This is a genomic window from Sphingomonas rosea (genome assembly GCF_039538065.1).
Classification (GTDB): Bacteria; Pseudomonadota; Alphaproteobacteria; order Sphingomonadales; family Sphingomonadaceae; genus Sphingomicrobium; species Sphingomicrobium rosea.
Genome location: NZ_BAABBR010000001.1, coordinates 2,331,824 through 2,352,488 on the forward strand (window position 1 = coordinate 2,331,824; position 20,665 = coordinate 2,352,488).

The following is a 20,665-nucleotide window of genomic DNA, read 5'->3' on the forward strand; positions in this document are numbered from 1 at the left end:
CGTGCCTCAGGCGACGCCGACGAGCTGGAGCTTGATGTGGAGTGTTTCGCGGTCGAACGGCTTCATCACATATTCGTCCGCGCCCGCTTCGAGGGCGGCGCGGATATGGGCCATGTCGTTCTCGGTGGTGCAGAAGACGACCTTGGGCTGGTCGCTGTGGCCGCGTTGGCGAAGGAGCTTCAGGAACTCCATCCCGCTCATCACCGGCATGTTCCAGTCGAGCAGCACGACGTCGGGCATCGCCGCTTCGCAGCGCTCGAGGGCCTCGCGGCCGTCACCGGCCTCCTCGACGCTGAATTCGAGCGTCTCGAGGATGTGACGCGCGACCTTCCGGATGACCTTGGAGTCGTCGACGATAAGGCAGGTCTTCATAAGGGAGCACCGATCCATATTGATGGCCGTGGAATTTCGCAGTCTTGGCGCGGTCTTATGCCGCAGAGGGTTAAGAAAGCGCTGTCACGCCGCCTGGCGGGCAAGTTCTGGGCCGCCGATCAGTGCCGCGACGTCGACCAGGAGCAGCGCGCCTTCCTCGGTCTCAACCATGCCCGAGGACACGCGCTCCCAGCCCTCGCCCATGGCGGCGCGGACCGGGGTGGGATCGCCAGCAGCCTCGACCACGTCCTCGACCCCATCGACGATCAGCGCATAATGGTGGCCGTCGAGTTCGACGACCGCCGCCTCGAGGATGCCATCGCCGAACTCGGGCACCGGAAGGCCGAGCGAGCGGCGACAGCAGATGACGGTGAGCACGCGGCTGCGGAGCGCCGACAGGCCCGCGACATGCTCGGCCGCGCGCGGGACCGGGATCAAGGTGTCGAGCTCGACTACGCTTTCGACCTGCGCCGCGCGCATGGCGACGCGCTGGCCGGCGATCTCGACCACGAGCAGCAGTTCGTTCACTTGGCGCCTCCCTTGGCGGCGGCATCGCGCAGCGCGAGCAGGAGGCCAGCGCGGTCGTAGCGATAGATGTGGTTCTCGTTCGCCGGTGCATTGGCCTCGGCGCTGAGGAAAAGGGTGCGGCCGGCGGCGGTGGCGGGCTCGGACCCGGCCCAGGCAATGGCGAGGTCGGCGGTGACCGCGGCATCGCTCGGCAGCACGCGATAGCCCGCCGCCTCGACGATCGGTCGGAGCATGTTGCGGACCCACGCGTCGGTAAGGTCGAGCTTGCAGAGCGGCGGGGTGTCGGCGGCGAGGCCGTGGGCCTGCGTCGCGAACAGCCAGTGGGCGTCGACCAGCTCGGCCGGTTCGCCCGCGACGAGGGTGACGCCCTCGACCGCGCCGGGCACGTCGGCCGGAATGATGCTCTCGGCGATGGCGTCGAGGTCGATGACGTCGCGGAAGGCGAGCCCGAGCTGGCTCGCGCCGTCGGACAGGCGGAACAGGCGAACCTTGCCCTCGCCCACCGGCGGCACGTCCATCCCCGAAAGCGGCAGGATGTCGTCGCCGAGCTGGACCCGCATCCGGCCCGCGGCGAAGCTGACGGCGGACGGCGGCACTTCCTCGATCCGGTCGACCACCCCGAGGCGGATCGCACGGCGCGTTCCGGCCAGGTCGCGGAACAGGAGCACGGGGGTCTGGGCCTCGGCTGCGTCGGGCACGGTCTCTTCGAGGAGGCGGACGCTCCGCTCCTGCGCCTCGAAGCGGACCCCCCCGACCCGCGCCAGGCCGGCGGGGTCGAACAGCAGGATCGGCGACCCGTCGTCGGCGAGCGTGGTGCCGGCGTAAAGGCCGGTCGCCATCACCGCGGGCGCGGCGGGCTTCACCACCAGTTCCTCGTGGTCGTGGACCTTGTCGACCGCCAGTGCATAGACGTCGCCGCCCGCAGGCTTGAGGACGATGAGGGTACGGTCGGCGGCCGCGACGTCGCTGCCGAGGCCGAGCACCTCGGCGAGCACGATCTCGGGCACGCGGCGGCCACGGATGGTGACGATGCCGGCTCCCCCGACATGCGACAGCTGGACGCTCTCGCCGCTCGCCCGGACGATCTCCTCGATCGCGACACGGGGGATGGCGAAATGCTGGTGGCCGATCGAGACGGTCAGCGCAGGGATGATGGTGAGGGTCAGCGGCACGCGCAGGGTCATGCGGGTCCCCTGCCCGACCTTGCTTTCGACCTCGACCAGCCCGCCGATCCGTTCGACGTTGGAGCGGACGACGTCCATGCCCACGCCGCGTCCCGAAATGCTGGTCACCGCGGCGGCGGTCGAGAAGCCGGCCTCGAAGATGAGGTTCAGTTGCTCGCGCGGGCTCATCCGTGCGGCGTCACCGCTTTCGATGATGCCGATGTCGAGCGCCTTGGTGACGAGCTTCTTGCCGTCGATCCCGCGGCCGTCGTCGACGATGTCGATCAGGATCTGGTTGCCCGACTGGCGTGCCGAGACGCACAGCAGGCCGATCTCGCGCTTGCCGGCCTTGAGGCGCTCGGCCGGGGGCTCGATCCCGTGGTCGACCGCATTGCGGACGATGTGGGTCAGGGGATCGCGGATCATCTCGATCATCTCGCGGTCAAGCTCGACGTCGCCCCCGTCGATGTCGACCATCACCTGCTTGCCGAGTTCGGCGGAAATGTCGCGGACCATGCGCGGCAGGCCGACGAACAGGCTCTCGATCCGCTGCATGCGGGTGCGGGTGATGGCGTCGCGCATTTCGGCGATGATCCCGCTCATCCGCTCGAAGGCGCTGTCGACCGAGACGTCGGTGTCGCTGTCGCGAAGCCGGCGGGCGAGTTCGTTGCGGGCGAGCACGAGGTCGGACACGCCGCTCATCATCCGGTCGAGGAGATCGACCGACAGGCGGATGGTGCGCGGCGCGGCGCCGCTGACAAAGGCATTGGCGACGGGGTTGCCGGCCGGCGCGGCCGGCGCGGCGGGCGCGGGCTGTTCGGCGCCGGGCTTCAGTGCATGGATGAGGTCGCCGTCATCGCCGTCGGGAAGCGGATTGCCCGCCGCGATCACCTCGATCATCTCGCCGATCCGGTCGATCACCGCGAGCACGGCGCTGACCAAAGGCGCGTCGGGCTGGCGGCGGCCGGCGCGGACGTCGGCGAGCGCGTCCTCGGCGGCATGGCTCAGCGCCTCCAGCCGGGGAAAGTCGAAGAAGCCGCAATTGCCCTTCACCGTGTGGACAAAGCGGAAGATGCTGTCGAGGCGCGCGCGGTCCTGCGGCTGCGCCTCCCAAGCGACGATTTCCCCGCCCAGGCTCTCGAGCATGTCCCGGCATTCGGAGACGAAATCGGCAATCAAATCGTCCATGAGTCCACTTCGCATGGTTCAGCGCGTGGGGACGGGTTAGCGGCGGAGGGTTAAGGCCGCGTTAGTGGGGCCTCATGCGAGGAAGGCCGGGTCGCAGGTGATGCGGCCGTCGGCGAGGTCAGCGATGCCGGGCCGGAACGGAATGAGCGCACGCTTGCCCCCTTCCCGCTCGATTTCGAGGAGGTCGCCGGCGCCGAAATTCTCGACCGCGACCACGGTGCCGAGCGCTTCGCCCGACGGGTCGACGCACGGCAGGCCAAGGAGGTCGGCGTGATAATATTCGCCGTCCTCGAGTGGCGGCAAGGCGTCACGGTCGACCTCGACCAGGGTGCCGCGCAGCGCCTCGGCGGCATTGCGGTCGGAGACGCCCTCGAAACGGGCGGTCGGGCTCTTGGCGGTCCCGCCGACGTTGAGCAGCCGACGCAGCTGGCCGCCGACGTGGAGCTTGTCATGGGCGCGCAGGCTCTCGGGCCCGTCTCCGAACAGCTTGAGGCGCACCTCGCCGCGGACGCCATGGGCGCCGGCGATGGCGGCTAGGGTGATGCGGTCGGTCATGTGCAACATGTCCCGGCTTCGCCCGGAACGAACGGACGAACAGTCCGCGCGTCCCGAGCGAAGTCGATGACGAAGGGCTTAGCCCTCGGCCTTCTCGGCGCCTTCGGCCGGGGCGGCATCGTCCGAACCTTCAGCCGGCTCGGGCTGGGTCGGGGCGCTGACTTCCTCGGCGGCCGGCGCTTCCTCGGTCACGGCCGGGGTCTCGGCGGCAGCTTCCTCGGCGACCACTTCCTCGGCGGCGGGCTCTTCGGCCGGCGCCGGCTCGGCCGCGGCAGCGGCAGCAGCCTCGGCGGCTTCAGCAGCCTTGGTCGCACGCTCCTCGGCGCGCTCGGTGGCCTTCTCGCCCGGCTTGCCCTTGTTCGGGTTGTTGCGCGCGGTGCGCTCCTTGAGGCCGGCGGCGTCGAGGAAGCGGGCGACGCGATCGGTCGGCTGCGCGCCGACGCTCAGCCAGTGGCTGATGCGGTCGTGGTCGAGCTTGACGCGCTCGGGCGAATCCTTCGCCAGCAGCGGGTTGTAGGTGCCGACCTTCTCGATGAAGCGGCCATCGCGCGCGTTGCGGCTGTCGGCCACGACGACGCGGTAATAGGGACGCTTCTTGCTGCCACCGCGAGCGAGGCGAATTGCTACTGCCATTGTTGTCTTCCTTCTTTCAGATCGTTGTTATTTCTTGCCGAATTTCTCGCCGCCCGGAGGCAGGCCGAATGGTTTGGAGCCGCCCGGCAGGCCCGGAAGCCCGCCGCCCGCACCGGCACCGGGGAGCAGGCCCCCCATCGCGCCCTCGATGCCGCCCTTGCCGAACATGGCGGCGAGCTTGCCGAGGCCGCCCATCTTCTTGAGGCGCTTCATCGCGCCTTCCATTTCCTGGTGCATCTTGAGGAGCTTGTTGACGTCCTGAACGGTCCGTCCGGCGCCCTTGGCGATGCGGATCTTGCGCTTGGCGTTGATCAGGCCAGGCTTGGCCCGCTCGGTCGCGGTCATCGAGGACAGCATCGCCTCGAGGTGGATCAGCGCCTTGCCGTCCTGCGCCTTCTCCATCGCGCCCTTCATGCCCTTCATGCCCGGCATCATGCCGGCAAGCGCACCGAGGCCGCCCATGCGCTGCATCTGGGCGAGCTGCATGCGCAGGTCGTCGAGGTCGAACTTGCCCTTGGCCATCTTGGCCGCGAGCTTCTCGGCCTCGTCGACCTTGATCGTCTCGGCCGCGCGCTCGACGAGGCTGACGACGTCGCCCATGCCAAGGATCCGGCCGGCGACACGGCTCGGGTGGAAGGGCTCGATCGCGTCGAGGCCCTCACCGGTGCCGGCGAACTTGATCGGCTTGCCGGTGACCGCGCGCATCGACAGCGCCGCGCCGCCGCGCGCATCGCCGTCCATACGGGTGAGGATGACACCGGTGAGGTCGATCTGGGTACCGAAGCCCTTGGCGACGTTGACCGCGTCCTGGCCGGTCAGGCTGTCGACCACCAGCAGGGTCTCGGCGGGGCGGCTGGTCTCGGCGACCGCCTTCATCTCGCCCATCAGGCTGTCGTCGACGTGGAGACGGCCCGCGGTGTCGAGCAGCAGCACGTCATAGCCCTGGAGGCGCGCCGACTGGAGCGCGCGCCGCGCGATGTCGACCGGCGACTGGCCGGGGACGATCGGAAGCGTGTCGACATTGGCCTGGCGGCCGAGCACGGCGAGCTGCTCCTGCGCCGCCGGACGGGCGACGTCGAGGCTCGCCATCAGGACCTTCTTGCGGTCCTTTTCGGTGATCCGCTTGGCAAGCTTGGCGGTGCTGGTCGTCTTGCCCGAGCCCTGAAGGCCGACCATCATGATGACCGCGGGCGGAGCGACGGCGAGCTCGAGCTCGGCACTGTCGGCGCCCAGCATCTCGACCAGCGCGTCGTTGACGATCTTGACGACCTGCTGGCCCGGCGTGACCGAGCGGAGCACTTCCTGCCCGACCGCGCGCTCGGTGACCTGGTCGACGAAGTCGCGCGCAACCGGCAACGCGACGTCGGCCTCGAGCAGCGCCACGCGCACCTCGCGCATGGCCGCGCGCACGTCGGCGTCGGTCAGCGCACCGCGCCCGCGAAGCTTGTCGAACACGCCGCCAAGGCGGTCGCTGAGGGTCTCGAACATTGGCACTCTACTCCGGGTCGACAGGCGCAAAACGGAAAGACGCCGGCGGGCAAAACCTTGCCGGCCAGCGTGCCCCGAGAGGCGCTCATCGATATGTGTCACGAAGGACGGGGCGGCGCTTAGCCGATTGCCGGAATGAGTTCAACTGTGGCCGCAGCGCCGCTTGCCGAACAACTAACCTCTGTTAATCTCGCGCTCGGGTGCTCGGCGTAACAGGGGTTTGAAGAATGCGATATCTTTGGGGGGCCAGCGCGGCCATCATCGGCTGCGTGTCGGCTGCTCATGCCGCCGAACCGGTGCCCGCCTACAAGCCGGCACCGGCCTGGGTCGAGCCCGTGACCGTTCCCGCGCCCAATCCCAAGCTCAAGTCGCTCCCGGCCCAGATGCTGGTGGTGAACGCGCAGCAGAAGCTCGAGCGCGATTCCTCTGTCGCCTACCTCGAATATGTCGCGGTTCCGCAGACCGTGGCCGGCCTCCGCTCGGTCGGGACGATGGTATTGCCGTGGGACACGGAGCGTTCCGATCTCACCATCCACAAGCTGGAGCTTCGCCGGGGCGGCAAGGTCATCGACGCCTACGATGCCAAGGCGCTGATGGTGCTCAACCAGGAGAATAATCTCGACAAGGCGATGTTGAGCGGAGTGAAGACGGTCGTTCTGCCGGTGAAGGGCGTTCAGGTCGGCGATCAGATCGTGCTCGCGGCGAGCTACACCTCGCGCAAATCCCCTCTTCCCTTCCGTACCGAATATATCGTGCCGAACATCATCGACGAGGCGATCAACCGGGCCGAGCGACGCGTGCTCGTCACCGATGGCGTGCCGATGCGCTGGTATCGATCGCCGGGAGTCGGCGCGCCCGCCACGAAGAAGCTCGACGGCATGACCGAATACCGGTTCGTGACGAACGGTAGCAAGGAACGCGAATGGCCGACCGGGACCCCGAAAAGGTTCAAGAACCCGGTCATCCAGGCCTCGGCCTGGTCCAGCTGGACCGAGGTCGCCGACTCGATTGCCGCCGAATATGCGAAGGCCCGGGTCATCAAGGCCGGCACGCCCCTCGCCGCCGAAGCCGACAAGATCGCTGCCGCCTCGAAGGATCCCGAGAAGCGCCTCCTTGCCGCGCTCCGCCTGTCGCAGGACGAAATCCGCTATGTCGCCCTGCTTCTTGGCCAGGGGGCGTATGTTCCGGCCGCCGCCGAGGAGACCTGGGAACGGCGCTTCGGCGACTGCAAGGGCAAGACCGTGATGCTCCTCGGCCTGCTCGACCGGCTCGGAATTGAAGCCCATCCGATGCTCGTCAGCAGTGCCATGGACGGGCAGGTCGGCGAACTCCTTCCCTCCATGGGCGTGTTCGACCATGTCATCGTCCGCGCGAAGCTCAACGGGAAGATGCTTTACCTCGATCCCACCGATTACGGTCAGCGGACGGTCTCGGAGCTCGAGCGCACGACCTTCGACCGCGGACTGCCGCTCGTTCCGGGTGCCAGCCTGGTGGCGATCGAGAAGACCCTTCCGGCAAGCCCGCTGCGCGAGGCCGAACTGGTCTGGGACGGTCGCCAGGGCTTCGAGCGAAAGGTCCCCTTCACCGCCACCTTGATCCTCCGTGACGAAGGCGCGTCGGCGATGCGCGCGACGAAGGCGAGCAGCGATAACGAGGAGAAGTTCGCCACCGGGCTCAAGAACCTGCTGCCCGGTGTCGGCAACGACGACCTGATCATCAAGAGCGAGGAGCCCGAACAGCCAGACGGCACCTACCGGGTCACCTTCACAGGCAGCGCCGCGATGGACTGGTCGCCGATCAAGGGAATGAAGGGCTATCGCTACGAGCTCAGCCAGAGCACGGTGAAATGGGATATCGATCCGGGTCGGACCGAGGCAGCGGACCATGACCTGCCCATGTTCTACAACTGGCCCTATTTCGAGCGGACCCGCGAAGTCATCCTGCTCCCCAACAACGGCAAGGGCTTCCGCACCGAAGGAACGCAAATCGATCGCCACTTCGGCGGCGTGCACGTCTCGCGCTCGGTCAAGATCGAAGGCGACAAGGCGGTGGTGGTCTCGTCCTTCACGCACGAGAAGCCCGAGGTGGACGCCGACGCCGCCCGGTCGGTGAAGACCGCCGCCGGAGAGATCAGCGAGCAGTTCGCCTACGTGATCGCACCAGGGAAGATCCGTCCGGTCGCGGACGAAGGCAAGGACAAGAAGGACTAGCCGCCAAAGAACGACAAAGGCCGGCGCTCACCAGGAGCGCCGGCCTTTCGAAACCGTGGTGGAAGGCGGCGGCGATCAGGCCGCCGCGTCGTCCTTCTGCTCGCGATTGGCGTAGACGCGGACCGGCTCCTTGGTGCCGGCGACCACGTCCTTGTCGACATGAACCTTCTCGACCCCGTCCATGCCCGGCAGGTCGAACATGGTGTCGAGCAAGATCGCCTCGAGGATCGAGCGGAGGCCGCGGGCACCGGTCTTGCGCTCGATGGCCTTCTTCGCAACCGCGTTCAGCGCGTCGTCGGTGAAGGCGAGTTCGACCTCTTCCATGTCGAACAGCTTGGCATATTGCTTCACCAGCGCGTTCTTCGGCTCGACCAGGATCTTGACCAGCGCGGTCTCGTCGAGGTCCTCGAGCGTCGCGATCACGGGCATACGGCCGATGAATTCGGGGATGAGGCCGAATTTCATCAGATCCTCGGGCTCGGTGTGCTTGAGCACCTGGCCGGTCTTGCGCTCGTCCGGGCCGGCGACATGCGCGCCGAAGCCGATCGACTTGCCCTGGAGGCGATCGCCGATGATCTTCTCGAGGCCGGCGAAGGCGCCGCCGCAAATGAACAGGATGTTGGTCGTGTCGACCTGAAGGAATTCCTGCTGCGGATGCTTGCGCCCGCCCTGCGGCGGAACGCTGGCAGTCGTGCCTTCCATCAGCTTCAGGAGCGCCTGCTGGACGCCCTCGCCCGACACGTCGCGGGTAATCGAGGGGTTGTCCGACTTGCGGCTGATCTTGTCGATCTCGTCGATGTAAACGATCCCGCGCTGCGCCTTCTCGACGTTATAGTCCGACGCCTGGAGCAGCTTGAGGATGATGTTCTCGACATCCTCGCCGACATAGCCCGCTTCGGTCAGCGTGGTTGCGTCGGCCATGGTGAAGGGAACGTCGAGGATCCGGGCAAGCGTCTGCGCGAGCAGGGTCTTGCCGCAGCCGGTCGGCCCGATCAGCAGGATGTTCGACTTGGCGAGCTCGACCTCGGCGCCGCTCTTGGCACCGTGATTGAGCCGCTTGTAATGGTTGTGCACCGCGACCGAGAGCACGCGCTTGGCGCGGCTCTGTCCGATCACGTAATCGTCGAGCACCTTGCAGATTTCCGCCGGCGTCGGAACGCCATCGCGGGTCTTCACCAGCGCGGACTTGGATTCCTCGCGGATGATGTCGTTGCACAGCTCGACGCACTCGTCGCAGATAAAGACGGTCGGCCCCGCGATGAGCTTGCGCACCTCATGCTGGCTCTTGCCGCAAAAGCTGCAGTAGAGGGTGCTCTTGCCGTCCCCGCCTTGAAGCTTAGTCATAATCTTCCTTGTCTGCCGTCCGCTCGCACGGCCGGAGCGGGCAGCCTAGCCCGCATATGTCGCACATTCAAACTCTCCGAAGCCTTAACGCGTTGCATGGGTTCGGGAGCGGTATGGATCGAATATGGCCCTGAGAATGCTGGCCGACAAGGTTCGAACGCGCCTTCCTAGGCGAGGCGGACGAGCACCAGGGTCAGATTGTCGGGCGCGCCGCGCCGAAGCGCGGTCCAGACGATGCCGTCGGCGATCTCGTTGAGGGACGGCGTGTCGGCCAGCGCGGCGGCAATTTCCTCGTCGGCCATGAGCCGCGTGACCCCGTCGCTGGCGAGGAGGAAGAGGTCTCCGGGCGCGGCATCGGCCTGCATGCAGTCGACCCGGAGTCGTTCGGCCGCGCCCACGGCGCGCGTGATGACATTGCCATTGGGATGGTCATCGATCCGCTCGGGATCGATCATCCCGGCATCGAGCAATTCCTGCACCAGGCTATGGTCGCGGGTGAGGCGCTGGAGGTCGCGCCCGCGCAGGCGATAGGCGCGGCTGTCCCCGGCCCAGAAACTCGTCGCCTGCCCGTGCTCGATCAGCAGCCCCGCGACGGTACTGCCGATGGTCCGCTTCCCCTCCCCCTCATGGGCCAGCGCGACGAGGTCGGCGTTCACCTGCTCGAGCGTCTCGACGATGGTGGCGGGCGTGATCGCCTTGAGCAGGCCCAGCGCCTCGACGATCCGGGCGCTCGCCACCTCGCCCGCCTCGTGACCGCCCATGCCGTCGGCGACCGCGAACAGGCCCACTTCGGGACGGGCGAGATAATTGTCCTCGTTGATGGGGCGCTTCAGGCCGACATGGGTCCTGCTCACGCTTTCGAACCGCATCGCCACGTCCCCCTCCGCCAGCCGCGTCACACTAGCATTAATGGCGATATTATGCGATTTGTTAATCTTAGCGAGAGGTCGGGGGGCAGCCGTGAACAAGGCGTACAGCACCAAGGCCCTGCCGGCCGGGACCGTTCTTCGCGAATGGCGCCTAGAAGAAGTGCTCGGGGTCGGCGGGTTCGGGATCGTCTACAAGGGCCGCGGGATCTACTTCAACGAGCTCGTCGCGATTAAGGAATATTTCCCCAGCTCGATCAGCGAGCGCGACGCCGAGGCGACCGTCGTCCCGATCGATTCCGATGCCGAGGAAGTCCATGCGCTCGGCCTCAAGAAGTTCGTCGAGGAGGCGAAGCTCCTCTGGAACCTCTCCACGCCTTCGCGCCACCCGAACATCGTCAGCGTCCGCAGCCTCTTCGAGATCCACGGCACCGCCTACATGGTGATGGACTTCGAGGACGGCATGTCCTTGTCGCGGCTGATCAAGCAGGGCCAGAAGTGGAACGAGCGGAGCCTGCTCGCGATCATCCGCCCCGTCGCCGAGGGTCTTGACCGCGCGCACCGCGTCGGCGTTCTCCACCGTGACATCAAGCCGCCGAACATCCTCATCAACGACAGCGGCAAGCCGGTCCTGATCGATTTCGGCTCGGCCCGGTTCGAGGCGGCGGAGGCGACCAGCACCAAGGTCACCTTCCACACCCCGCCCTACGCGGCGATCGAACAATATGTGAAGACGTTCGAGCAGGGCCCGTGGACCGACATCTACGCGCTCGGCGTCGTCCTCTACGAATGCGTGACCGGGACCAAGCCGCCCGAGGTTCTGGAGCGGATGCATGGCGGCGCGGGCGAGGCGCTCGCCGACCGGCACTGGCCTGGCTACAGCCCGCGGTTCCTCGCAGCCGTGGATGCGGCGATGGCGGTGAAGCCCGCGGACCGCCCACAGTCGATCGCGGCCTGGCTCAAGATGCTCGACGAGACCGGCGGCGCGGCGGACGAAGAAGCGGAGGACGTCACCCAGGTCGTTCCCTTCATGACGGCCTCTGAAACGATCGTGCCGGTCGCCCCGGTGGACCGCGAGTCGGCGGGGGTGGCGCTCGACACCGGAGTTCCCGCGCATCCGAGCCAGGCCGAGTTCAAGCGCGCCGGGCACACCAAGGCGGGCAAGAAGACCGCCACTGCCGAGGCCCCGCCATCGGTGGTGCCCAAGCCCGACCCCACTCCGCCGAAGCCCGAACACGTCGATGCGCGCAAGGCCGACTTGCCCCCTGCCCCGCCGCCCTCGACACCGGCCAAGGCCGATGCTGCGCCCAAGGACAAGAAGCCGCTCCTGATCGGCGGCGCGGTGGCGGCGCTGCTGGTGGTCGGCGCCGGCTATGCCTTCACCCAGCGGAGCGCTGCGCCGGGGCCGAGCGAAGGGCCGATCGAGGTCCTCAACACCCCCGCCCCCGACACGAGTGCGCCCGCCACCCTCGCCGAGCTGACGACCGCCGCGACCGATCTCGCGCGCGACGCCGAGGCCGCCAGGCTTCCCGAGGCGGCGATGGCTCCGCTGTCGGCGCTGACCGCCGCCCTCTCGGCCAGTCCGGCGCCCGCCGATGCCGCGGCCGCCGCGCAGGCCCGGACCGCCGCCACGGGCCTCGCGGCCGCGCTCGTCCAGTCGGTCGACGAACGAACCAACGCGCTGTCGCGCCAGGCGCCATGGTCAAATGCCGATGCGGCGACGCTTCCCGCCGATCGTCAGCAGCCGGTCACCGCGCTTCGCACCAGCCTCGGCGACCTGCGCGGGAGCGCGGGCCGGGTCCGGGCCGCGACCGATCCGCGCGTCGCGCTTGCCGAAGCGCACAAGCTGGTCGCGACCTACGGCGCCTTCGGCGCGGCGGCGACGGCGGTTGCCGACATCCAAGGCGCCGAGGACAGGCGCCTCGCCCAGCAGGACGAAGCCAAGCGCCGCGAAGAGCAGGAGCGCCTCCGCAAGGAAGCGCGGGCGACCGCCGCCGCCGTGCCCGCCTCGCGCCCCGTCGCGACCGCCGCCGCCCCGGTCGTCGCCGCACCCGCCGCCAGCGCAACCCTGCTCTCGCCCGCGACCACCAGCGAGTTCAACGCCATCGTCAACGACGCGCGCGGCATGGCCAAGCAGGTCATCCGCATGGGCAGCCGCGCCCGCCCGGGAAGCACGCCCGAGGAGCGCGCGAACTACGACATGCTGCGCGCCAACGCCCAGCTCGCCCAGACCTATGACGCAAGCCTCGCCAACCTCAAAAATGCGTTCCGTGGCGTGCGCTCGGACCAACAGGCGCAATCGATGGTGAAGCAGGCGAAACAGACCCGCGCCTACCTCGTTTTCCTGGTCAAGCGTTCCAGCGGGGCGAAGGGCCGCTAGCCCGCCCGATGGACGGCTTCCGGTGATCTTCACCCTCCTCGCCGCCGGCGCGCTGACCGCCCTGTGCTGCTACGTGCACCTCCTCGTGCTGCGCGCATTGAAGAAGATCCTCGAGAAGCGGCGCATGGGCCACCCGCTCCTGTTCATCATCCTTGTCCTGTTCTGCGCCCACCTCGTCGAAGTCGCGATCTTCGCGCTCGCGCTCTCGGGGCTCGACTGGGCAGGCTACGGTCGGCTGCTCGGCGCGGTGCGCGGCGGGCCGGGCTGGTTCGAGGACCATTTCTACTTCTCGATCGCCTCCTTCACGACGCTCGGCATCGGCGACATCGTGCCGCACGGCCCCATCCGCATCGTCGCCGGGGTCGAGGCGCTGACCGGGCTCATCCTCGTCACCTGGAGCGCGTCCTTCACCTATCTCGTGATGGAGCGGCTGTGGACCCAGTCGGAGATCGCGCCCGAGCGCCGGTGACCCTCAGGCCGGCACCTCGAGCGAGCGCTCGCTGTAGCTCGCCGTCCATTCGTTCAGGTCCGCCAGCATGATGCTCGCACTGTTCTCGAGCTCGCCCGCCAGCTGATCGAGGCGGCTCGCCGCCGCGATCCGCGCGACATTGTGGTCGAGTGCCTCGACCGTATGCGCCGAGCGGCTCGCCGCGAGGAGGTGCTCGCCATGCCCGCGCATCCCGAACACCGCCGCGCCGATCGCCGGCAGCCCGGCGGTCAGGAAGATGAAGGGCCCGGTCAGGCTCTTGGTCCAGTCGTGCACGGTGAAATAGCCGATGATGAACAACACGCAGGCGGCGATCACCGCGCCGATCAGGAAGTTGCCGACCTCGTGAAGTCGGTGGTCGAGCTTGTGCATCCGCTCGGCATTGACCCGGTGATAGGCGGCCTGCGGCAGCAATTGCTCGCGCACCACGTCCTGCCCAAGCAGGCGGACGGTCTCGCCGGTCATCTCGCCCACCGGCCAGTCCATCTGCCGCCAGATCGCCGCCGCATACCAATGTGTCCAGTCGATGCCGCGCATCCGGTGCATTCCCTTGCGCAGCGGCTCGCCACGGAACGGTGGTCCGATAATCCCCGTGCGCTTGAGATAGATGAACGGCCGAAGCGTCTCGGCGAGATAGCGATATTGCAGCCACCGGCGGTGCCACTCGCCCTTGGTCCCGGCATTGGTGTTGAGGAACAGGAGGCCGATGACGCCAAGCTCGGCGAAGACGAGGTAGAGCTTGATCGAGGGCATGATCAGCCCGAACAGAGCGAGGTTCACCGCCAGCGCCGAGAGCACGTAATTGGTGATGTGCCCGCTTCTGAATTGCTGGGCGTAGCGGATCGCGAGATTGTTGGCCCAGGCGTAGGCGAGCGCCAGCGGCTCGCGCGACGCGGCCGTCCCGGGATCGCGCACGTCCTTCCAATCGGACTCGATATCGTCGGCGACCCGGCTCGCGCGCCACGGAATGCGCGGCAGCCTCTTCACCCCGAGAAGCGCCAGGAGCACCGGATATTCGAAGCGCCAGTTGGTCCGGTGCTCGCGCTCGCGATAGTAGAGCGCCGCATGGTCGCGGGCGAGTTCGTCGCCCGGCACCAGCACCCGCTCAAGAAGCTCGCGGAATTGCGCGGCCTCCGCCAGCGGCGCCTTCTCATAGTCGAGGATGCTGCGCCCCGAGATCAGGATCGGCTCGCCCGGCAGTCCCGCCTCGCGGTCGATCGGGACATGGATCACCGGGACCAGGGAGGTGAGCGCCAGGTCGACCACATGCGCGGTCCCGCCGGGCCCGTTGCCGTCGCCCCCGTCCCACACCGCGATCAGGATGTCGGACGCCGCGACCACCGCCTTGCCGACCTGGACATAAGCCGCATTGGGGTCGGCCCGGTCCGAGGGCAGCGCCAGCACCTCGTGCGCGGTCTCGAGCTGCTGGGTGAATTCCTTCAGCTCGCGGCCCTTGCGGAAGTCGGCGCTATATTCGTCGGCGGCGAAGGGCAGCAGCGCGCGCACCGTGAAACCGGTTCGCTGCGCGACATTGGCCGCCATCTGGTCGGCACCGGTCGCGAGCGGCGTATGGAGCCGGAGCTGCGGCGGGGCATCGGCGAACAGGCTTTCCGATCCCTGCCGCACCGCCTCGGTCCCCTCGCCGAGCGCGCGGAACACCCGCTCTAGGATCGGCGAGGTCAGCGCGACAAGATCGGCCGAAAGCACGCTCGCGCGGTGCCCGGTGATGCCGATGTTGAGCGTGATCCGCGGCCGCGGCGGATGCGTCTGCGTCAAACCCCTGTCCCCCTTCACGCCACGATCGTCAGTGAACCCCCGCGGTCCTCAGGCAATGCTCGAACTCGACCTTGCCCACCCGAAGCACTGCGCCAACCTCGAGAAAGGCCTTCCCCTCGACCTTCTTGCCATCGACGAAGGTCCCGTTGGTCGAGCGCAGGTCGGTCACTACCAGCCGGTCGTCGGCAAGCTCGATCAGGCAATGCGCGCGCGACACCATGGGGTCGGCGAGCACCACGTCCGAAGGCGGCGTCCGCCCGATGCGAAGGCCGGCGGTGGTCACCACGAACCGCTCCCCGCCGCCCGCGATGCGATTGCGCGGTTCGAGCGTGTGATAGGTGCTGGCATGGGGCTCGAGCGGATCGGCCGCGGTCATTCCCGACTGGCTGGTGGGATCCTCGGCGAGCGCCATGGCCGGTTGGCGCGCCGGTGCCCGCTCGCGCCGCTGCAGCGCGGCCTCGGGGTCGAAGCGCCGTCCCGGCGCCGGCGCGCCGGGCGCCCGGCCCTCCCCCGCGCTGCCGCCGCGCTCGACGTTGCGGCGCAGGTCGTCGATCAGTCGCCGCCACACCGGATCGTCGCGGTCGCCGTTCCACTCGGTCAGATCGGTGGTCTGCGTCAGCTGGAAGATGATCGGCCGCTCGCAATCCTCGATGATCACCGGCGCGAGCTTGTTCAGCCGGTCGGCGAGCGTCGCCTCGGCCCGCACCCAGCGCGAATTGACCGAGCGCGGCGACCACAGCACGACCACCGAGCAGGCGGCGCGCAGGTTGCGCTCGATCACCTCGTCGAAGGTTTCGCCCGGGTGCAGCGCGGCGTCCCACCAGACCGACAGCCCTTCCTCCTCGAACCGCTGCGCGAGGTGCCGCGCGACGGTCCGGTCCGACCGGCTGTAGGAGATGAAGATGTCCGTGCCTGACAAACCGGTCGCGTCCCCGCCCGCCGTTGCCGGGCACTGTCGCAAGGGCGAAGATACAGGCCCGATTCACGCAGAGAGGCGAGCGTTGTCCCTGAAAACCGCCGATGAGTCGAGAGCAGGACCGGCAGCGCCGACAAGCGCGAGATCTTCACGCGGGCGGCGAGCGGCGATGGAAGAGCTTGGCTGGGGCGGCAGGAAAAGCAGTAGCTGCCGTTAGCCTTCTAAATCATTGAAAAGTCTGACGACTTCTCCGGGCGAATTAACCGTGGCTACACCCATTGGGTACAGTCGCGGGCTCCCGACCGCAGCTCTAGCCGCGGCTGGAGCAGGAGGACTCGCACGACGGGACATGCCAATCAAGGGGCTTCGTATCGGCATGCGGCGAGCACGCTCTCCATCAGTTTCGGTGATGCAGATCGGTTCCCTTTCACCCTTGAAGCATTGTGCGAGAACTAGGGGATGAAGAACACGAAGCACGATGCGGCGAACGTCTTATCCATGGTTCAGCCACGTTTCGGATCGGCTGAACGCGCCCGGATCTGGTACGAGGAAGAATTGATCCCCGGCTTCGACAAACGAACAGCGCGCCAGATGATCCATGAAGGACGCGGCGCCGAGGTCCTGGATTATCTCGCCGCCATCGATTCCGGCATTTACGCCTAGCGACTTGGCGGCGAACCTAATCTGCCGATTGCGGACTGGCGGCTTTAGAGCAATTAAGGGCGCAAAGCGGATCCACATTCACCCGGCGGTCGATGTCGCAAAGACGCACATCGAAACGCTCCGACCGCCCATCTCGCCGCTGAACTTCGGTCGTTCGCTCGTTTTTCGGCTCACTTCACAGGCCGACATGCACGGCATGCCCCGGGGTCGGCGGCTCTATCTGTTTTTCGCCCGCCACGGCCTGGTGCCGCCGCCGCCCGACGCCAGCGGCTGCGCCCTCGTCATGGCGGACGCCCGGGCGAGCTCGCTGCGCGGCCTGCTCGGCTTCAGGGCGGCCAACGCGATGCGGCTGACCGGTCTGTTCGAGGAGGTAATGCTGGTAATGAACTGCTGCGCCTAGGTTTCCGGCCAGCAGGACCTGGACTGCGTCCTGCCGCGCTACGGCGATCCGACCCCACCGCCCAGCCCCTATGTGCACATCTAGGCCGCGCAGTGGGCGCGACCACTGCCGAACGCCTGCTCGACCATCCGTTCGACTCGGACCACCCACAGCTCCAGCAGGGAGTACTGACCGGTGAACTACGCCTTCGACGCATCGAGCGGCACAAAGGCCTGGCATGGGCGCCCCTGCTGCGGTTGCCTTGACTCTAGAACCAGAGCCGTCGCGCGAGTTCGGCCAGGGAACCACTGTCGACGCCCTTCTCAGGGCCGTCGGTCGTCACGATCAGCCTGCCCGTCGGGTTGTCGCTGGCCCAGATATCGATCCCTTCCTTCGCGTACCCGGCCTTCTTCCGCTCCCACCGGGAGCGATAGCCGGGATCGTCCAGCTTTCCGCAATGCTCCCAGTACCAGACGTCGCCCCCGTGCTCGACCGTGAAGTCAGGCCAGCGTTCGATTCCGGCCAGCACCAGCGGCTTCTCCACGCTGTAGCGGATCCACCCCTCCTGCTCGAGTTCGTTCAGGATGTCCGCGATGATCACCTCGTTCTTCGAACTGACGAGGTCACCCCGCCGAGTTGCATGGATCAGCTTGTGTTCAAGGAACGTCCGGCGAGTGGCAGGGGGCGCACCAGCCGGTGGGCTCGCCTGCACCATGGACGGGGGCGCGAAAAGATTTGTGGTGCGGCGGGCTGTCTCCGAATAGAAGTCCGACCGGAAGCGAAGAAAGGCACCCAGTGGGCCCTGGTGCAGGATCCACAGGCTGTTCTGCTGGCGAGTCAGGGCGGTGTAGAGAAGCTCGCGGCTCAGCATCCGCGAGTTGGCTGGAAGCACCAGGATCACGGCACCGAACTCTGACCCCTGTGCCTTGTGGATCGTGATCGCGTAGCCGAGCTCCAAGATTGGGCTCGCGTGATCGGCAAAATCCCTCGCCCTGAACCCATAGCTGAGGCCGGGTTGCGTAGAGAACTCGACATTCGTCCAGGATGGCCTGGAATGCCCGGTTCCGCCGACCACTAGGCCCACCTCGCCATTTGCGAGATAGCCAGCGTGCGCCTTCCCGTCCCAGTTGTCGCGCGAATGGTTCTGCAGGCAGATCACCTTGTCTCCATAGGTGACCTGGTCCGCGCCGCGGGGCTCAACGACGCGCCAGCCGCGGTCGCCTTCGCGCGCGAGCCGCAGCTTTCGAGCTCGCGCAACCCTCTTGAGGTGACGGTTGAGCTCGCCGGAGCCGTTCGGCAGATCGCGGTAAGTGGTCAGGACCTGCCATCGCTCGACGTTCGCCCCGGCGCCAAGATTGAAATACATCCGATCCGAGTCTTTCCCGCCAAGGGATAGATCCACCGCCCGCTCGAGATCGCCGTCGACACTTCCGAGCTCTTCGGCAAGCACGTCCGCGAGCACCTCACGCAAACGCGGCGACGTGTCCCACTCCCGGGTCCGCAGCCGGTTTTCAGCCTGCCCTGAAAGAATCTCGCCAGCGATCTCGTCCTCTCCCGGGCCAAGGATCCGCCCCGAGAAAAGCTGCGCCAGCTGGACGTCTGGAAGGAGTGCGGCAGCGACGGGCTTGCCGTCCTTGCCCTGCCGCCGGCCGACCTCGAGGGACGCCACTCCCGCCCCGGCATGGCTTTCCTCAAGGTGCGCGATGAGGTCGACCAACGGACGGCCGGCGCCGATCGGCGGCAGCTGCCGTGGATCGCCGACGAGGATCACCCGCGCCTTCTTGGGGAGCGCGCTGAACAGCGCCGCGAGCTGGTCCTCCGTCAACATCGAGGCCTCGTCGACGACGCAGGTCGATACGCGGGCGGTCGCGCCGCTGCTTCGGAAAGAATATTCGTCCGTTTCGGGATTCCACCTTTCCTGCTCCTTCAGGAACTGCGCGAGCGTCCTGGCCCTGTCGCGCATTCCGGTCTGGGCGCCGAGGCGTACCCGGGCCTTTCCCGTCGGCGCCAGGAGGGCGACGTCGCCCCCAACGATATCGCGCCTTCGCAGGAGGAGCTTCAGGAGGCTCGTCTTCCCCGACCCTGCCGGGCCGGTCAGCACCGCCAGCCGATGCTCCGTCAACGTCTTCAGCGCGGCAGATTTCTCCTCGCGCGCCTTCTCCTCGACCTCTTCCCCTTCCTCGATCCCACCCCACTCCGCCTCCAGGAGTTTGCGCCAGTCCACGTGAACCGCGTCGGCCGGTGCATCTAGTCGGGCGGAGACATGGCTGCGGATGACCGTGCCGGCTTCGACATAGCGCTCAAGCTGGGCCGTCCACGACCCGTCCGCTTCTTCGACATTCACGGCGGGATAGAAATCACGCTCCAAGAGCTCGAGCGCAATTTCGTCGAGGGGCACCGGCGGCGAGAGCGGCAGCTCGGCCGCGGCGGCTGCGATGTCTGCACCGCGGAGCAGGGTGTCGCCTGCGGCGGCGGCGCGCTCCAGCACCTCGACCGCAGATGCCCGCAGGCGCAGCGGGTGGTCAGGTTCGGTGGGGTCTACGAGCGTGGCCGACGGGAGCGGCCAGGCACCGACGGCGCCTCCGCCGCCATAGAGGCCCTGATCGATCCTACTGAGCGGGACCGGCTCGTCCCAGAATCGCGATTCCTCGAAAAGGACATACGGGTTCTTCACCGCCCGCATCGGGTCCTCCGCGTCGAACGCGGCAACGGCCTGCGTCTTCGTCAGCTCGAAGCGCGACAGCATCTGAATCAGCGCAAACTGTTCCGGCCTGTTGGTGCGGATCAGTTCGAAACGCCGCTTCGGCAAGGTTGAGAGTGGAGGGGCGCTGAACGGTTGCGGCCGGCGCCCCGCGAAGATGTCGATGACCGTTGGCCACGGGTCAGCATCCGGCGGGAGATTGTCCTGAACGGCATGCGCGAACAGCGTGCCATTGAAGCTAGCGGGCTCGATGCAGGTCAGCGCGCTTCCCAGCCCGGGGGCGGGCCCCCGGAGCCGCCAGAGGTCGTTGATCCTTGCGTCGATCCACCCGATCGCCTCCCCCCAGTTTCCGGGCACAAGCGCGGAGCAGCGCTCCACAGCTGTCCGCACCGCCAGGAGCGCACTGATCGCGGATCCATGGCCGACATGCTCCGAGCCATAGAGGAACTCTCCCCGCGCGTCCTCCGGCGGCACCGCCAGGAAGTGCGCAGCGTCAAGCTCCGGATCCGCCTCCGCCAGTTCGAGGATCTGCTGGTACGGCAGCACGACTCCGCCGGTGAATCCCCCCTCCGCTGTCCGGAGCGAATGCTGGAACGGACGCTCCCAGACCATCGATTGGACCCGCCCGCCAGCCGCTCCGCCCTTGTACGGATATTCGTCGACGCGGCCGACATGCTCCAGCAATGCCACAGCCACGATCGCGCTGCCCGACTCGGCGAGCGGCGTGCGCTTGGCATAGAAGAAGACGAGGGAGTGCTCGGGCGCGAGCTCACGGGCGAACCCGTCCAGCATGGCCCGCTGGTTGTCCGCGTCCTGCACCCACACTGTGTTGACCATGAAGTCGGGGAACGGGTCGCCCTGCGGCTCCCGACCCGCGTCAGCGGCGAGCCCAAGGTCCTTGGCTGTCTCCCAAGCTGGCTCACGGAGCATCCACCGGTACGTGAGCGGATGCTCGGAGACGAGCATGGTCCGGATCAACAATTTCGGGCCGCCGTCAATGTGGTGAAGGGTCTCAT

General features: G+C 67.5%; 16 protein-coding genes. 5 read left to right on the forward strand and 11 right to left on the reverse strand.

Annotated features, from left to right (window positions below; genetic code table 11):
* Positions 1-6 precede the first annotated feature (6 nt).
* The 6 genes from ABD693_RS11540 to ffh all read right to left on the reverse strand — a co-directional run bounded on the left by ABD693_RS11540 (position 7) and on the right by ffh (position 5,927).
* The gene (locus tag ABD693_RS11540) at positions 7-372 is read right to left on the reverse strand and encodes a response regulator (protein WP_029942318.1); all 366 of its coding nucleotides are present in this window, start codon (positions 370-372) and stop codon (positions 7-9) included.
* Positions 373-456: 84 nt separating this feature from the next.
* Positions 457-900, reverse strand: coding sequence for a chemotaxis protein CheW (locus ABD693_RS11545; protein WP_344697218.1), 444 nt, complete (start codon positions 898-900; stop codon positions 457-459).
* The gene (locus ABD693_RS11550; protein WP_344697219.1) at positions 897-3,251 is read right to left on the reverse strand and encodes a chemotaxis protein CheA; all 2,355 of its coding nucleotides are present in this window, start codon (positions 3,249-3,251) and stop codon (positions 897-899) included. Before ABD693_RS11550 ends, ABD693_RS11545 begins: the two co-directional genes overlap by 4 nt.
* Before the next feature lie 72 nt (positions 3,252-3,323).
* Positions 3,324-3,806, reverse strand: coding sequence for a ribosome maturation factor RimM (gene rimM, locus ABD693_RS11555; RefSeq protein WP_344697220.1), 483 nt, complete (start codon positions 3,804-3,806; stop codon positions 3,324-3,326).
* 78 nt (positions 3,807-3,884) lie between these two features.
* On the reverse strand, positions 3,885-4,439 hold the full coding sequence (gene rpsP / locus ABD693_RS11560; RefSeq protein ID WP_344697221.1) for a 30S ribosomal protein S16: 555 nt from the start codon (positions 4,437-4,439) through the stop codon (positions 3,885-3,887).
* A gap of 27 nt (positions 4,440-4,466) precedes the next feature.
* Complete coding sequence (ffh, locus tag ABD693_RS11565; RefSeq protein ID WP_344697222.1) at positions 4,467-5,927, reverse strand: signal recognition particle protein; 1,461 nt, start codon at positions 5,925-5,927, stop codon at positions 4,467-4,469.
* Positions 5,928-6,154: 227 nt separating this feature from the next.
* Between ffh and ABD693_RS11570 the strand changes: the two genes are divergently transcribed.
* Complete coding sequence (locus ABD693_RS11570) at positions 6,155-8,137, forward strand: DUF3857 domain-containing protein (protein ID WP_344697223.1); 1,983 nt, start codon at positions 6,155-6,157, stop codon at positions 8,135-8,137.
* 75 nt (positions 8,138-8,212) lie between these two features.
* Here ABD693_RS11570 and clpX read toward each other — a convergent pair whose 3' ends face one another.
* Together clpX and ABD693_RS11580 are read right to left on the reverse strand one after the other, a co-directional pair.
* Positions 8,213-9,481 (reverse strand): ATP-dependent Clp protease ATP-binding subunit ClpX, encoded by a 1,269-nt coding sequence (gene clpX / locus ABD693_RS11575; protein WP_344697224.1) that lies wholly within the window; start codon positions 9,479-9,481, stop codon positions 8,213-8,215.
* Positions 9,482-9,648: 167 nt separating this feature from the next.
* Entirely contained in the window at positions 9,649-10,335 is a 687-nt protein-coding gene (locus ABD693_RS11580; RefSeq protein WP_344697225.1) for a PP2C family protein-serine/threonine phosphatase, read from the reverse strand.
* A gap of 106 nt (positions 10,336-10,441) precedes the next feature.
* Here ABD693_RS11580 and ABD693_RS11585 point away from each other — a divergent pair, with 106 nt between their 5' ends.
* Together ABD693_RS11585 and ABD693_RS11590 are read left to right on the forward strand one after the other, a co-directional pair.
* On the forward strand, positions 10,442-12,727 hold the full coding sequence (locus ABD693_RS11585) for a serine/threonine protein kinase (RefSeq protein WP_344697226.1): 2,286 nt from the start codon (positions 10,442-10,444) through the stop codon (positions 12,725-12,727).
* 22 nt (positions 12,728-12,749) lie between these two features.
* Entirely contained in the window at positions 12,750-13,196 is a 447-nt protein-coding gene (locus ABD693_RS11590) for an ion channel (RefSeq protein WP_344697227.1), read from the forward strand.
* 3 nt (positions 13,197-13,199) lie between these two features.
* Here ABD693_RS11590 and ABD693_RS11595 read toward each other — a convergent pair whose 3' ends face one another.
* Both ABD693_RS11595 and ABD693_RS11600 read right to left on the reverse strand, forming a co-directional pair.
* The gene (locus ABD693_RS11595; protein WP_344697228.1) at positions 13,200-14,990 is read right to left on the reverse strand and encodes a hypothetical protein; all 1,791 of its coding nucleotides are present in this window, start codon (positions 14,988-14,990) and stop codon (positions 13,200-13,202) included.
* A gap of 28 nt (positions 14,991-15,018) precedes the next feature.
* The gene (locus ABD693_RS11600) at positions 15,019-15,909 is read right to left on the reverse strand and encodes a TIR domain-containing protein (protein WP_344697229.1); all 891 of its coding nucleotides are present in this window, start codon (positions 15,907-15,909) and stop codon (positions 15,019-15,021) included.
* Between the two features lie 456 nt (positions 15,910-16,365).
* On the opposite strand from ABD693_RS11600, the gene ABD693_RS11605 reads away from it, so the two are divergent.
* A complete protein-coding gene (locus ABD693_RS11605; RefSeq protein WP_344697230.1) occupies positions 16,366-16,569 on the forward strand; it encodes an MbcA/ParS/Xre antitoxin family protein in 204 nt (67 codons plus the stop codon).
* Positions 16,570-16,765: 196 nt separating this feature from the next.
* Positions 16,766-16,969: a hypothetical protein gene (locus tag ABD693_RS11610; protein WP_344697231.1), complete on the forward strand. Its 204-nt coding sequence runs from the start codon at positions 16,766-16,768 to the stop codon at positions 16,967-16,969.
* Positions 16,970-17,216: 247 nt separating this feature from the next.
* Here ABD693_RS11610 and ABD693_RS11615 read toward each other — a convergent pair whose 3' ends face one another.
* Positions 17,217-20,615, reverse strand: a complete 3,399-nt coding sequence (locus tag ABD693_RS11615) for an AAA family ATPase (RefSeq protein WP_344697232.1) — start codon at positions 20,613-20,615, stop codon at positions 17,217-17,219.
* Positions 20,616-20,665 lie beyond the last annotated feature (50 nt).